Here is a 13242-nt window from a genome sequence, read left to right as displayed (position 1 = left end):
TGGCCCCGGTCTGTTGCCACCCATAGGGTTAACAGATCCGGGAGAGCTGGCACATGGTCGGACCGATTGCAGCCGTTGAGAACTTCGCGTTCAAGGCCTTCGATTTCAGTGGGCGCGCCACGCGGGCCGAGTTCTGGTGGGCCTTCCTGTTCCTTGGCGGTCTAACCCTGGGATCAATTGTCATGGATGGCCTCACCCTCCTGGAAAGGGGGAGTGAAGCCTTCGGGATGAGCACTTTGCTCACGCCGTGGATCCTGATCCTGTCTTTCGTTCCTTACCTGTCGCTGCGCATACGTCGGTTGCACGATACGGGGCGGTCCGGGTTTTGGCTGTTTCTGGTCGCCGTGCCGCTGATCGGGCCGGTCATCACGCATTTCATTCTGACGCTGCCATCACAGCCTGACGAAAATGCCTGGGGGCAGCCCCCGGCGCATTGCTGGACTCATGAAAAGACGTCGCAGAGCCGGCGCATGGGGCTGTCTGAAGTTCAAAGACAGGACGTCAAGCCGCACAACGCGTACCAGAGCTACGCCTACCTCGTGAACGGCGAGGCGGAACCAACGCCAGACATGATTGAACAGCGCCGCAACGAGATCAAGGATTACTACCGCACGCGGGTGCTCGGACAGGGCGCCTGACGCCCTGCCCCTCTGCGCGATCAGTAGCTGTAGTCTGCATAGATGCGGGTTAGATCGCCGTTCCAGTCGCCGTTGTAACGGTCGAGCAATTCGTCGGCGGGCACTTTTCCGGTTTCGATGCTTTCCTTCAGCGCATTGAGGAAATGCGTCTCGTCCGGAACAAGACCGCCGGCACCGGGCCGGGCCCGCGCCTTGAGGCCTGCGTCAGCGATATCGACGACCTCGCGCGCAAGATCGTGCATCTTCAAGCCGCCCACCTCGGCCTGCAGCCCGTCAACAGAGGCCGCAACGCGTAGCGCCTCCCGGGTTTCCGCGTCCCAATCCTTCACAAGGTCCCAAGCTGCATCCAGCGCTCCCTGATCGTACGTCAGGCCGACCCAGAAGGCAGGCAAGGCACAAAGACGCCGCCACGGGCCGCCATCGGCACCGCGCATTTCGATGTATTTCTTGAGCCGCGCTTCGGGGAACACCGTGGTCAGGTGATCAGCCCAGTCGGAGAGCGTCGGCGTCTCGCCCGGCAGGGCCGGAAGCTGACCCTTGAGGAAATCGCGGAATGATTGGCCCAAGGCATTGATATACTTGCCATCGCGGTAGACGAAATACATCGGCACATCGAGTACGTAATCGACCCAGGCTTCGAATCCGAATCCCTCGTCGAAGACGAAGGGCAACATGCCGGTGCGGGCGTCGTCCAGATTGCGCCAGATCACCGAGCGCCAGCTTTTGTGACCATTCACCTTGCCTTCGAAGAAGGGAGAGTTGGCAAAAAGCGCCGTCGCCACGGGCTGAAGCGCCAGCGCGACGCGCATTTTCTGCACCATGTCCGCTTCCGAGCCGAAATCGAGGTTGACCTGAACCGTGCACGTGCGACGCATCATGGCGGTGCCCATGGTGCCGACCTTTTGCATGTAATCGTTCATGAGCTTGTAGCGGCCCTTGGGCATGAGGGGCATTTCCTCATGGCTCCAAAGCGGCGCAGCGCCAAGCCCGATGAACCCGACGCCGATCTCGTCAGCGATCCCCTTGACCTCGGCGAGGTGCACATTCACCTCGTCGCAGGTCTGGTGGATGGTTTCCAGCGGCGCGCCCGACAGCTCCAGCGCTCCTCCGGGTTCAAGACTGACGTTGGCGCCATCCTTTTCGAGGCCGATCAGATGGCCGCCTTCGCGCACTTCGTCCCAGCCATGACGGTCGCGCAGCCCTTCCAGCACCGCGCGAATCGAACGCTCGCCGTCATAGGGCAGCGGTTTCAGCGAATCCTTGCAGTAGCCGAATTTCTCGTGCTCGGTGCCGATGCGCCAGTCCTCTTTCGGCTTACTGCCAGAGGCCAGATACTCGATCATCTGCTCGCGGCTCTCGATCGGCCCGCCGCCGGATTGAGGAATGGACATGGGTAATGCTCCGAATTTGGGCCTGACGCGTTTGGGATTTCAGCCTTGGTCGCAAAATTTCCGGGTGTCAATGCAGCCGAAAGGCAGGATCACGCACAGTGACAGCGCGCCAGATCACAACCGCATCAGCCTCGCCCCGTTCCAACTCGCGCAGCATGTACTCCGTGCGAATGCCCGGAAGATGCGCAAACGCATCGAACAGCGCCTCCGCCCCTTCGGCGTTTACCGGGATCAACAGTGGGGGCTGACCAAGTTGCTCCAACCGCCAATGCGGCGGCTTTGCCTCCCTGACAAGGGTCAGGGCCTTGAGCGCCTCGATATCGACAACACCGCCGGAGAGTGGCCCGAAGTAGGTGATGCGGCCTTCGACAACCTGCACGATCCCCGGCCCGCCATCGCCGCGCCGAAACCGCACGCGTTGCAGACCCGAGACAATCAGGGCGAGTCCGATCAAACCCACCGCATAGCCGATCCAATGCAGCAGCCCGCCGCCAGTAAAAAAAGCCCAATACAGCCCGAGCGCCAAAACGCCCGCACCGATCAACGGCTCACGAAACCGGACAAGTGTTTCGGCCGCCTCGCGCCGGATCATGTCCAGTCTCCCAACCACGCCTGCCAGAGCGTCATCGCGGCAACCGCCGCCGTATCGGCGCGCAGAATTCGCGGCCCGAGCGCGATGGGATGCGTGAAAGGCAGCCCTGCCAACCGATCCCGCTCGCTTGCGCTGAAGCCCCCCTCCGGGCCAATGAGAATCGCCCAGGGGCCTGCCGCCTCCCGATCCGGAAGCGTCATATGTTCACCGAGGCGCGCCTCGTCGCAAAACAGAAGCCGCCGCCCCGATGGCCAATCGCTCAGGAGCCTGTCCAGGCGGATCAGGCCCGTGACCTCGGGCACGAAGGTGCCACCGCATTGCTCTGCCGCCTCGACCGCATGGGCCTGCAGCCGATCCTGCCGGATGCGCTCCGAATTGGTGAACTCGGTCGCAACAGGAACAACGCGCCGGACTCCCAATTCGGCAGCCTTTTCGACGATGAAATCGGTGCGGGCCTTCTTGATCGGAGCAAAACACAGCCACAGGTCCGGAGGCACAGCCAGAGGCGCGGACTGCAGGCGACATGCGAGAGTGCCGCCACGCTTACCCGCCTCCATGACCTCGGCTTGCCATTCGCCATCACGCCCGTTGAACAGCGCAACCGCGTCCCCCACACTGAGCCGCATGACGCCGAAAAGGTAATGAGCCTGTTCCCGCGACAGCGGCACCGGTTGTCCCTCACCCAAAGGGTGCTGTACGTAGAGGCGGATTTTCGCATTCATGAGGCCAACATATGACCGGCACATCCCAGACGCCAGAGGCTGAAGGACAGGTTCGTGACGCCGTGCGCGGCAATTGGGTGGACCATCACGCCCCCGCATGGACACGGCCTTACCTGCGCCTGTCCCGCGCCGACCGGCCGATTGGCACGTGGCTGCTGCTGTTGCCTTGCTGGTGGGGGTTGCTGCTGTCGATGGTGGCCGATGGCCAGGCCGGTTGGTTCGATGTCTGGATCTTCGCCTCTTGCGGGATTGGCGCAGTACTGATGCGCGGCGCGGGCTGCACATGGAATGACATCACGGACCGCGACATCGACGGATCGGTGGACCGCACCGCCTCAAGGCCGATTCCCTCGGGGCAGGTCACGGCCAGGCAGGCGCTGGCCTGGGCCGTGGTGCAATGCCTGATTGCCTTTCTGATCCTGATCACCTTCCCGCCAGCCGCGATTGCGCTTGGCGTGATTTCTCTGGTTCCCGTCGCCATCTACCCCTTTGCCAAACGATTCACATGGTGGCCGCAGATTTTCCTAGGCATTGCCTTCAACTGGGGCGCACTGCTGGCCTGGACCGCGCATTCCGGCAGTCTTGGCTGGCCGGCGGTGCTGCTCTACGTTTCCGGCATGGCATGGACGCTCTTCTACGACACGATCTATGCCCATCAGGACAAGGAAGACGACGCGCTGATCGGGGTAAAATCCACCGCCCGGCTGTTCGGCGACAACACGCCGCAGTGGCTCGCCCGGTTCATGGTGGCCTGCACGACCCTGATGGGGATCGCGATTGTCCTGGCGGCCCCGGACGGAGCCATCCTCGAATTGGTGATCCTGCTTGTTGGCCCATGGGCCATGGGCTGGCACATGCTCTGGCAGATGCGTCGCCTGAAGATGGACGATGCCGACCGCCTGCTCGAACTGTTTCGGTCAAACCGCGACGCAGGCCTGATTCCTGTGCTGTTTTTCGCCATCGCCGTCCTGCTGTGATTGCCTATCCGGCACGGCTTGCGTATCACCGACGCACCCAAACAAAGGATGCAGAGCGCCGATGCGCCTTTCTTCGCTGTTCACGATCGTCGGCACCTTTTCGGCCGCCGCAGCGGTCAGCCTCGTCTCCGCTTATTTCTCGGTCGGGATGATCGAAACCGCGTCGGAGTCCGATGTGCTCAATGAACTGGACCGGGAAGGTCTGACCTGGGCCGAGGTCGACACGAACGGGCTTCAGGTCTTTCTCATCGGCACCGCACCGGACGAGGCCACACGGTTCAAGGCGCTCAGCACCGCAGGCCGCGTTGTCGATGCCGCGCGGGTCATCGACCAGATGCTGATCGACGAGCCCGAGGACTTTGCGCCGCCGCATTTTTCCGCCGAAATCATGCGCAACGACGCCGGAATTTCGATCATCGGCCTGATCCCCGCCTCCAGCGACCGCGAGGATCTGTTGTCCCAGTTCAGCGAGATTGCCGGTGATCTGGAGGTCTCCGATCTGCTTGACGTGGCCGATTATCCGGCGCCCGATGGCTGGGACGCGGCGCTGCGCTTCGCGGTTGGCGCCCTGCGCGATCTGCCCCGTAGCCAGATTTCCGTCGACGCCGAGCGGATCGCCATCAAGGCCATGACCGAAAGCGGCGAAGAGAAACGGCGGCTGGAAACGTCCCTTGCCCGGCGCAAACCCGACGATCTGCGGCTGGCGCTGACCCTCACCGCGCCGCGCCCGGTCATCACGCCGTTCACCCTGCGCTTCGTGATCGAGGAGGGCAAACCGCGGTTCGATGCCTGCTCCGCCGACAGCGAGGCAGGCCGGGATCGCATCCTGCGCGCCGCATCCCGCGCCGGGCTGGAGGGCAAGGCCAGCTGTACACTTGGACTGGGCGTGCCGTCGCGGCGCTGGCCCGACGCGGTGGAAATCGCGATTGCCAAACTGGCGGAGCTTGGCGACGGCTCTGTGACCTTCACCAATGCCGATGTTGCACTGGTTGCCGTGGAAGGCACCGAACAGGTGCTGTTCGATCGGGTCGTTGGCGAACTCGAAGCCGCCCTGCCCGAGGTGTTTGCCCTGCACGCGACCCTGCCCAAGGCACCGGAGGAATCCGACGAAGGTCCGCCGGAATTCATCGCCACCCTCAGCCCGGAAGGCGCAGTGCAGCTGCGCGGCCGCATCGGCAGCGAAGTGGCCCGCCAGACTGCCGACAGCTTTGCCCGCGCCCGGTTCGGTTCGGAAAAGGTCTACACTGCGGCCCGCATCGACGAGGCGCTTCCCGGCGGCTGGGCGGTACGCACCCTGGCCGGGATCGAGGCACTGGCGCAGCTGGTCAACGGTGCGGTGACCGTCACCCCCGATTTGATCCGCGTCACCGGCAAGACCGGCAACACTGAGGCGAGTGCCGAAATCGCGCGCCTGCTGACCGCCAAGCTCGGCGACGAGGCAAACTTCGACATCAATGTCGAATACGTGAAGAAATTCGATGCGTCGCTGGGCATCCCGACGCCGCAGGAATGCGAGGCGCAGATCGTCGAGATCATTGGCGACCGTAAGATCACCTTCGAGCCGAGCAGCGCCACGCTCGACGCCTCGGCCAAGGACATTCTCGACGAATTGGCCGACCTGCTGAAGAAATGCGGCGATATCCCGATCGAGATCGGCGGCCACACCGACAGCCAGGGCCGGGAGTCGATGAACGAGGAACTCAGCCGCGAGCGCGCACAATCGGTGCTCGACGCACTGCGTGGACGCTTGGTTCCTGTGGCATCCTATACCGTAAAGGGCTATGGCGAAGTGGAGCCGATCGCGGACAATGCCACCGAGGACGGACGCGAAGCCAACCGCCGTATCGAATTCAAGCTCTTGCGGCTCGAACCGGACGAAGACGTCGAGACCACCCTGGAACAGGTGGAAGACCAGCAAGGCGCCGACGCCGCGCCCGCAGAAGGAACCGGGGATGAATAGAACTGAATTCATCATTGCTACTGCCATCATTCTTTTCGTGGCATTTTGCCTGGGCTGGTTTGCCAACTGGCTGGTGCACCGGTTCAGCCGGGTCAGCCAGGCCGACATGGATCAGCTGGAACGCATGAGCCAGGAGCTGCATGAGGCAGAGGAGACACGCGATCAGGCGATCACCTACCTGCAGCAGCGCGAGGCGGAGTTGACCAACCAACTCGCGCAGACCGAAGCCGAGCTTTCCGCCGCGATGGACGGCCTGCGCGAAGCGCGGCAGGAAGCCGAGGAAATGCGGCTTTACGTCGAGCGGATGAATCAGGCCGGTTGAGCCAGAGTACGCGAAGGTCGTGGGCCGTCTGGCATGAACACTTGCCCTGTTGGAACATCGCGAAAGAAAACGGCGCCCGCGTTCTGCGAGCGCCGTTGAGCATTTTAGGGGTCAAGAGACGAAAAGGCGCTCAGCGCAGCGGCTTGATCCAAAATTGCAGAAGGTGATCCGTCTCCTCGGCCTGATCAATGTCCCTCCAGCGGAACACGGCCTGCACACCGTCGAGCGGCGCATAACCACGTTTGCGCCAAAATGGATCAAGCGGCGCGTAACGCGCCGGGCGCAGCGGGTGATCTGACGGGCGAATGACCCCGCAAAACGTGCTGTAGCGGGCGCCGAGCCTCCGCGCGTGCGCTTCGCGCAGGTCGAAGAAGCGGTGCCCGATCCCCTGCCCGCGGTAGTCCGGCAATAGAACGGATTCGGCACAGTAGAAGATGTCCTCCAGCGCGAAGTCGGACGCCGCGAAGGGCGCGGCGAAATCCTGTGCGTGATCGAGCATCGGCGTGCCGGTCGCGGCCCCAACCAGCTGCGCGCCATCGAACGCCCCGACGAGCACCGCCGTGTCGCTGTTCCGATAGGTCTGGAGATAGGTCCGTTCGTATTCAATCGACCCATCGTAGAGATAGGGAAACGCCCGAAAGACCGTGATGCGCAAACGCGCAACATCATCAAGCGCGGCATCAAGCGCGGCGCCGGTCAGAACCTCCACCCGCATCAGGAAACCTGCGCGATCCAGTCGGAGAGGTTGTAATAGGTCACGACACGGCTGATCTTGCCATCGCGCAGCGAAAAGAACGAGCCCGCCGGCAGGCGATAGCTCTGGCCTTGCGCCTCCGGTAGTCCCGCGTCGGTCTGCAGATAGGTGCCATTGACGGTGTATTCGGCGGCGGCGCGGGTGCCGTCTTCGCTCACGAAGATCACCATGTCCGTCAACTCCTCGCTGTAGCAGCGGCTCATATGCGCGCAGAACTCGGTGAAGAGCGGCTTGCCGGTGCGGATCTTGCCCTCATTCACGTGGTGCGCCACATCCTCCGAGAGACAGGCGAGCATGCCCTCGGTATCGCCCGCATTGAACGCCGCGAAATAGGCCTCGATCACGTCATGGCTCATGGTTTACCCCCATTTTTCCTGTAATTTCTTTTCGATCTGATCCCGGGTCTGGCGATAGGCGTTCAGCTTTTGCTCGCGCGTTTCGCCAATCGACGTCGGATCCATGATCGGCCAGTATTCCACCGTCAAGTGATAGAAGCGGGTCAACTCCAGAGCCCGGCGTTGCGACGCGGGAGACAAGGTGACGATCACGTCAAATCCTGACAGCGCCTCGCCCATCTGTTCGAGCTCCTCGAAACTGCGCGAGCGGTGGCGCGACAGGGCCACGCCCACCTCTTCACAGACGAATATGGCGAACCCATCGATCTCCAGATCATTCATGACACCAACCGACTGCACATAGGCATCGGTGCCGAAGAGCTTTTTCATGATGCCTTCGGCCATCGGCGAGCGTACCGCGTTGTGATCGCAGCAGAACAGGACCGATTGGGGAAGTCCCGCCAAGTCAGCCCCCGAAGTGCAGCACGCAGATCAGCGTAAACAGGCGGCGGGCAGTGGCGTCATCGACGGTTGCCTTGCCCTCGAGGCGCTCTTGCAGAATGCGCGCGCCTTCGTTGTGAATGCCGCGCCGTGCCATGTCTATTGTCTCGATCTGGCTCGGCGGCAGAGTCTTGACCGCGTCGAAGTAGCTTTTGCAGATCTGGAAGTAATCCTTCACCACCTGCCGGAACGGCGAAAGCGACAGGTGAAACTCCGCCGCCTTCTCGTGGCCTTCGGTGCTCACATCGAACACAAGCCGTTTTTCCCGGATCGACAGGCCAAGATTATACGGCCCGTTCGGCACTGTGCGGTCATCCCGGTTGGGCAGGGAAAACGAGTTTTCCTCCATCAGGTCGAACATCGCGACGCGGCGTTCCTGTTCGATCTCCGGCGTCGGAGGCGGCAGGCCTCCATCGTCGAGTTCGATATGGGCAATGTGTGTCATCCAAAGGTCTTTCGCAGGTGCAGCATTTTGATAGCAGTCTGAGGCGCCCCTTGGCAATATCCTGCTTTGGCTCCGTATCGTCGCCGGGCACGGACCGTCTGTCCGCGACGCGGCGTTGACAGTCTGGCCAAATCCGGCGGCATATGCTCCAAACAGCAGCAATCATTCTAGGACAGGACCATGACCGAGATCATCACCGCGCTTTCCCAGGTTTCCGACCGCTATGACGCGCTCTTCGTCGACCTCTGGGGCTGCGTGCACAACGGCAAGAAGGCCATCCCTTCAGCAGTGGAGGCCCTTGTCGCCTATCGCCAGCGCGGCGGCGCGGTTATCCTCGTGACCAATGCGCCCCGGTCGCGCCACGAGGTCGCCAAGCAACTCGATCACTTCGAAGTCCCGACGGAGGCCTATGACGACATCGCCACCTCCGGAGACAGCGCCCGCGCCGCGATGTTTCGTGGCGTCGTGGGACAGAAGGTCTGGTTCATGGGCCAGCCGCATGACCACTCGTTCTTCGAACCGCTGAACATGATCGACGACCCGGTGGACATCACCCGTGTCCCCTTCGAGGAGGCCGAGGGCATCGTCTGTTGCGGCCCCGAAGACCCGCATGCGCAGCCGGACGTTTACCGCCCGCAACTGCTCTATGCCAAGCAGAAGGGCATGAAACTGCTCTGCGCGAACCCGGATGTGGTGGTCGATCGCGGTGAGACGCGGGAATTTTGCGCCGGTGCGGTGGCGCAACTCTACACCGAAATGGGCGGCGAGAGCCTTTACTTCGGCAAACCCCATCCGCCGATCTACGATCTGGCCCGCCGCCGTCTGGCCGAACATCGCCAAGGTGTGACGGACGCCGGGATCCTGGCCATTGGCGACGGCCCGGCAACGGACATTCGCGGCGCGATGGGGGAAGATATCGATTCCCTGTTCATCACCGGCGGTCTGGCGCGGGAAGAAACCAAAACGTCGCAAGCGCCGGACAAAAATGCCCTAAACGACTATATTTCCAAGGAAATGATCAATCCGACCTTTGCAATGGGGACTCTTGCATAGAGATTTAACGCTTGATCTTTCTGCGGTCGCAAAGTAATAAAATTTCCAATGGGCGCGCATGAATGCGCATTTATTACTCAGTCATGCTATCGCAGCAGGGTCATGGAGGGCCAGATGTTGGACAATCTGCCACGTGGAACGATCTGTATCGAAGACATCGAGATGGGCATGTCCCGCCATCTGCGCAAAATTGTCACCGATCAGGACATCGAGATGTTCGCAGAGGTCTCGACGGACCGGAACCCGGTGCACCTTGACGATGACTATGCGCAGGACACGATCTTCGAGGGGCGCATCGCGCATGGCATGCTGACTGCTGGTTTGATTTCAGCCGTCATCGGCGAACAGCTTCCCGGACACGGCACAGTCTATCTTGGTCAGAGCCTGAAGTTCCTGGCCCCCGTGCGCCCCGGCGATATGGTCTATGCCGAGGTAAAGGTAACGGACATCGACATCGCCAAACGCCGCGTCACGCTCGACTGTCATTGCTCTGTCGATGGCAAGAAAGTCGTCATCGGCGAAGCCAAGGTGCTTGCCCCCTCTCGCAAGTTCGACTGACCCCAACTCCGGCCCCCACAACAATAGCCCGCCGATTTCCACGGATCGCGCGGGCTTTGGCGTGCTGCGGCCGTGTTCTGCCAACACTGTCACCGGCTTCTTTTTGCCTTGGCCTTGTAGCCGCCCCCCCTGCATTCTACATCACGCGGTATGAAAAACTGGCTACCCTTTCTGAAGTCCAAGCCGACGGTGGCCGTGGTGCGCCTACAAGGCGCCATCGGTATGGGCGGGCGCGGCTCGATCAACGACCGCTCCACCGCGTCCCTGCTGGAAAAAGCCTTCACCAAAGGCAAACCCGTCGCTGTGGCGCTCGAAATAAACTCGCCCGGCGGCTCACCGGTACAAAGCTCCCTGATCGGGGCGCGCATCCGGCGGCTGGCCAAGGAAACCGGCGTGCCGGTGTTTGCCTTTGTCGAGGACGTGGCGGCGTCGGGCGGCTATTGGCTGGCCTCGGCCGCGGACGAAATCTGGGCGGACGAAAGCTCCATCCTTGGCTCCATTGGCGTGATTTCCTCCGGCTTTGGTGCCCATGTCTTCCTCCAGCGGCAAGGCATCGAGCGCCGGGTTCACACCGCGGGCAAGTCGAAATCCATGATGGACCCCTTCAAGCCCGAGACCGAAGAAGACGTCGCCCGCCTCGACCGTTTGCTCGGGCAGCTGCATGACAACTTCATCACGCATGTAAAAACTGCGCGGCAGGGCAAGCTCGCGGAGAACCCGGATTTGTTCACCGGCGAAATCTGGATCGGAAAGTACGCGGTGGACCAAGGCCTCGCCGACGGCATCGGTCATTTGGTTCCGACGATGAAGGATCGCTTTGGCGACAAGGTCAAATTCCGGCGCTACTCCGAGAGGAAACCCTTCTTTCCGCGCTTTGGCCTGTCCATGGCACGCGGCGCGCTGACCGAGATCGAGGAACGCGCGGAGTTTGCGCGGTTCGGCCTCTGACGTGCTGGTAAAGGCCGTCACTCTCTTCCTCGTCTTCATTGCCGTTCTGGCGATGTTCGGAAAGCTGCGTCTGCCGGGGCGGCAACGTCTGGCCGATGCGCGCTGCAAGAAATGCGGTCGCTTCCGGATCGGCAAGACGCCGTGCCCCTGCGGACCCCCCAAGAAAAAGAGCTGAAATGGTATTTGCCTACGCGATCCTGGGTCTCGTGATCCTGCTTCTGGCCGGCGATGCGCTCGTCAAAGGAGCGGTAAACCTAAGCCTGCGCATCGGAATCCCGGCCCTGATCGTCAGCCTGACGATCGTGGCCTTCGGCACCTCCGCGCCGGAATTGCTGATTTCGATCAAAGCCGCGCTTGACGGTGTGCCGGGCATTGCGCTTGGCAACGTCGTGGGCTCCAACACCGCCAATGTGCTGCTTGTCCTGGGCATTCCGGCAATGATCGCGGTCATGCACACCGCCGAATGCGACACACGCAAAAGCTTTGTTCAGATGATCGGGGCGACGGTGCTCTTCGTCGCTCTGGCCTTTCGCGGCGTGTTCGACCGCTTTGCGGCGCTTATCCTGCTTTTGGTCCTGGCCGGTTTCCTGTGGATGGCGGTGCGGGATGCCCTGGCCCACCGCCGCGCCGGGGATCTCGAAGAGGACTTGGAGGAACCGGAAGGCGCGGACCCGGACATGCCCTGGTGGAAGATCATCATCTATCTCCTGCTTGGCTTGATTGGCCTGCCCTATGGCGCCAGCCTGCTGGTCGATAGCGCCCGGGAGATCGCCTTGATGTATGGTGTCTCGGATACGGTCATCGGCCTGACATTGGTTGCCATCGGCACATCGCTGCCCGAGCTGGCCACCACCGTGATGGCGGCGCTGCGGCGCCAGGCGGACGTCGCCCTTGGCAACGTCATTGGCTCCAACCTGTTCAACCTTCTGGCCATCATCGGCATTGCGGCGTTGATCAAACCCATGCCGGTGGACCCCGCCTTCCTCAGCTTTGACCTCTGGGTCATGCTGGCGGCGTCCTTGCTTTTGATCCCATTCGTCTACCTTGGCAAAAACCTCACTCGTCTCTGGGGCATCGTCCTCACCGCGCTATATCTGGCCTATCTGACCGCGGTTCTTGCATTCTGAGAGGTGACATGACGACAGCTGCGAAAAACGCATTGGTAACAGGCGCGGCCAAGCGGCTTGGCCGGGCCATGGCGCTCTACCTGGCCGAGCGCGGCTATGACGTCGCCGTGCATTATGCCGGCTCGAAAGATGCGGCAGAAGACACCGTCTCCGAGATCCGTGCCATGGGCCGCCGTGCCGAGGCCATTCAGGCCGACCTTCTCGACGAGGCGCAAACCAGCACCTTGATCGACCGCGCCGCCGATGCGCTTGGCGGGCGGGTCACAGTGCTGATCAACAATGCCTCGATCTTTGAGAAGGACACCCTGGAGACCGCATCGCGCGAAAGCTGGGACCGCCATATCGAGAGCAACCTGCGCGCGCCCTTCGTCCTCACGCAGGGTTTCGCCGCGCAGGTGCCCCAGGCGATGATCGACGCACATGGCGAGCCAAGAGCGCAGGGGCTGATCGTCAACATGATCGACCAACGGGTGCGCAAGCTGACGCCGGATTTCGCCAGCTACACGATTGCCAAGATGGGTCTCTGGGCGCTCACACGGACCGCCGCACAGGGGCTTGCCCCGCATGTCCGGGTCAATGGAATCGGCCCCGGCCCGACCCTGCAAGGCGAACATCAGCAGACCGACCAGTTCGCCCGCCAACGCGCGGCAACGGTTCTGAAACGCGGCGCCGATCCCGCGGATATCACCGCAGCATTGGGCTATTTTCTCGACTCGCCCGCGATCACCGGACAGCTGCTCTGCGTCGACGGAGGCCAGCACCTTGCGTGGGAAACGCCCGATGTAACCGGTGTCGAATAGGTCCGGCAGCCAAAAGTTTTGCACCGGGCCAACGGGACGTTACGGAAACGTTACAAATATCTTAAGATTCTCAGTAGCTTGCAGCGTCAATGTTTTTGTATAAGCAAAATCAACAGCTT

Annotated in this window: 17 protein-coding genes; 10 read left to right on the top strand and 7 right to left on the bottom strand. The window is 62.0% G+C overall.

Annotated features, from left to right (window positions below; all coding sequences use genetic code 11):
• Positions 1-53: 53 nt before the first annotated feature.
• Positions 54-638: a DUF805 domain-containing protein gene (locus ACN2XU_RS10400; RefSeq protein ID WP_419410368.1), complete on the top strand. Its 585-nt coding sequence runs from the start codon at positions 54-56 to the stop codon at positions 636-638.
• A gap of 20 nt (positions 639-658) precedes the next feature.
• Here the strand turns inward: ACN2XU_RS10400 and ACN2XU_RS10395 are convergent, their stop codons facing one another.
• The 3 genes from ACN2XU_RS10395 to ACN2XU_RS10385 all read right to left on the bottom strand — a co-directional run bounded on the left by ACN2XU_RS10395 (position 659) and on the right by ACN2XU_RS10385 (position 3343).
• Positions 659-2029, bottom strand: a complete 1371-nt coding sequence (locus ACN2XU_RS10395) for a glutamate--cysteine ligase (protein ID WP_419410367.1) — start codon at positions 2027-2029, stop codon at positions 659-661.
• Positions 2030-2096: 67 nt separating this feature from the next.
• Positions 2097-2621, bottom strand: a complete 525-nt coding sequence (locus tag ACN2XU_RS10390) for a hypothetical protein (RefSeq protein ID WP_419410366.1) — start codon at positions 2619-2621, stop codon at positions 2097-2099.
• Complete coding sequence (locus ACN2XU_RS10385) at positions 2618-3343, bottom strand: 16S rRNA (uracil(1498)-N(3))-methyltransferase (RefSeq protein WP_419410365.1); 726 nt, start codon at positions 3341-3343, stop codon at positions 2618-2620. The genes ACN2XU_RS10390 and ACN2XU_RS10385 overlap by 4 nt, the downstream gene beginning before the upstream one ends.
• 11 nt (positions 3344-3354) lie before the next feature.
• Here ACN2XU_RS10385 and ubiA point away from each other — a divergent pair, with 11 nt between their 5' ends.
• From ubiA to ACN2XU_RS10370, 3 genes are all read left to right on the top strand, one after another.
• Positions 3355-4320, top strand: coding sequence for a 4-hydroxybenzoate octaprenyltransferase (gene ubiA, locus ACN2XU_RS10380; RefSeq protein ID WP_419410364.1), 966 nt, complete (start codon positions 3355-3357; stop codon positions 4318-4320).
• 61 nt (positions 4321-4381) lie between these two features.
• Positions 4382-6280: an OmpA family protein gene (locus ACN2XU_RS10375; RefSeq protein ID WP_419410363.1), complete on the top strand. Its 1899-nt coding sequence runs from the start codon at positions 4382-4384 to the stop codon at positions 6278-6280.
• The gene (locus ACN2XU_RS10370; protein WP_419410362.1) at positions 6273-6602 is read left to right on the top strand and encodes a hypothetical protein; all 330 of its coding nucleotides are present in this window, start codon (positions 6273-6275) and stop codon (positions 6600-6602) included. The genes ACN2XU_RS10375 and ACN2XU_RS10370 overlap by 8 nt, the downstream gene beginning before the upstream one ends.
• A gap of 130 nt (positions 6603-6732) precedes the next feature.
• Here ACN2XU_RS10370 and ACN2XU_RS10365 read toward each other — a convergent pair whose 3' ends face one another.
• From ACN2XU_RS10365 to ACN2XU_RS10350, 4 genes are read right to left on the bottom strand one after another with little or no spacing between them, the layout of a single operon-like run.
• Entirely contained in the window at positions 6733-7317 is a 585-nt protein-coding gene (locus tag ACN2XU_RS10365) for a GNAT family N-acetyltransferase (protein ID WP_419410361.1), read from the bottom strand.
• Positions 7317-7712 carry a ketosteroid isomerase-related protein gene (locus ACN2XU_RS10360; RefSeq protein ID WP_419410360.1) on the bottom strand — a complete coding sequence of 132 codons (396 nt, stop codon included), beginning with the start codon at positions 7710-7712 and terminating at the stop codon, positions 7317-7319. Before ACN2XU_RS10360 ends, ACN2XU_RS10365 begins: the two co-directional genes overlap by 1 nt.
• Before the next feature lie 3 nt (positions 7713-7715).
• Entirely contained in the window at positions 7716-8156 is a 441-nt protein-coding gene (locus ACN2XU_RS10355; RefSeq protein ID WP_419410359.1) for an arsenate-mycothiol transferase ArsC, read from the bottom strand.
• Position 8157: 1 nt separating this feature from the next.
• Positions 8158-8637 (bottom strand): UPF0262 family protein, encoded by a 480-nt coding sequence (locus ACN2XU_RS10350; RefSeq protein ID WP_419410358.1) that lies wholly within the window; start codon positions 8635-8637, stop codon positions 8158-8160.
• 180 nt (positions 8638-8817) lie between these two features.
• Here ACN2XU_RS10350 and ACN2XU_RS10345 point away from each other — a divergent pair, with 180 nt between their 5' ends.
• The 6 genes from ACN2XU_RS10345 (at position 8818) to ACN2XU_RS10320 (ending at position 13123) form a co-directional block, all read left to right on the top strand.
• Complete coding sequence (locus ACN2XU_RS10345) at positions 8818-9690, top strand: TIGR01459 family HAD-type hydrolase (protein ID WP_419410357.1); 873 nt, start codon at positions 8818-8820, stop codon at positions 9688-9690.
• A 114-nt stretch (positions 9691-9804) separates the two neighbouring features.
• The gene (locus ACN2XU_RS10340; protein WP_419410356.1) at positions 9805-10248 is read left to right on the top strand and encodes a MaoC family dehydratase; all 444 of its coding nucleotides are present in this window, start codon (positions 9805-9807) and stop codon (positions 10246-10248) included.
• A gap of 150 nt (positions 10249-10398) precedes the next feature.
• The gene (locus ACN2XU_RS10335) at positions 10399-11196 is read left to right on the top strand and encodes a S49 family peptidase (protein ID WP_419410355.1); all 798 of its coding nucleotides are present in this window, start codon (positions 10399-10401) and stop codon (positions 11194-11196) included.
• Positions 11177-11371 carry a hypothetical protein gene (locus ACN2XU_RS10330; protein WP_419410354.1) on the top strand — a complete coding sequence of 65 codons (195 nt, stop codon included), beginning with the start codon at positions 11177-11179 and terminating at the stop codon, positions 11369-11371. Before ACN2XU_RS10335 ends, ACN2XU_RS10330 begins: the two co-directional genes overlap by 20 nt.
• A gap of 1 nt (position 11372) precedes the next feature.
• Positions 11373-12323, top strand: a complete 951-nt coding sequence (locus tag ACN2XU_RS10325) for a calcium/sodium antiporter (RefSeq protein ID WP_419410353.1) — start codon at positions 11373-11375, stop codon at positions 12321-12323.
• Between the two features lie 8 nt (positions 12324-12331).
• Positions 12332-13123 (top strand): SDR family oxidoreductase, encoded by a 792-nt coding sequence (locus ACN2XU_RS10320; RefSeq protein ID WP_419410352.1) that lies wholly within the window; start codon positions 12332-12334, stop codon positions 13121-13123.
• Positions 13124-13242 lie beyond the last annotated feature (119 nt).

The organism is Pacificoceanicola niger, from assembly GCF_048553275.1.
Lineage (GTDB): Bacteria > Pseudomonadota > Alphaproteobacteria > Rhodobacterales > Rhodobacteraceae > Pacificoceanicola.
Note: the sequence above shows the minus strand (reverse complement) of the source record. Positions and strands in the feature narration are given on the sequence as shown.